1 protein-coding gene is annotated in these 443 nt (G+C 65.9%); it reads left to right on the forward strand.

Translation table 11 applies throughout. The features are described from left to right. The coding region (locus ACV22Z_RS35775; protein ID WP_448080948.1) for an FAD-binding protein at window positions 1-443 on the forward strand (443 nt) is incomplete at both ends.

Below are 443 nucleotides of genomic sequence, written 5' to 3' on the forward strand. Positions count from 1 at the left end.
CAGGGCGGGATCGGCGCGTCGCTCGGCAACATGAGCGAAGACAACTGGCACTTCCACTTCTACGACACGATCAAGGGCTCCGACTGGCTCGGCGACCAGGACGCGATCGAGTTCATGTGCCGTGAAGCGCCGAACGTCGTGTACGAGCTCGAGCACTTCGGCATGCCGTTCGACCGCAACGCGGACGGCACGATCTACCAGCGCCCGTTCGGCGGCCACACCGCGAACTACGGCGAGAAGCCGGTCCAGCGCGCGTGCGCGGCGGCCGACCGTACCGGTCACGCGCTGCTGCACACGCTGTACCAGCAGAACGTCGCGGCGAAGACGCAGTTCTTCGTCGAATGGATGGCGCTCGACCTGATCCGCGACGCGGACGGCGACGTGCTCGGCGTGACGGCCCTCGAAATGGAAACGGGCGACGTCTACATCCTCGAAGGCAAGAC

It is taken from the genome of Burkholderia sp. PU8-34 (assembly GCF_053427725.1).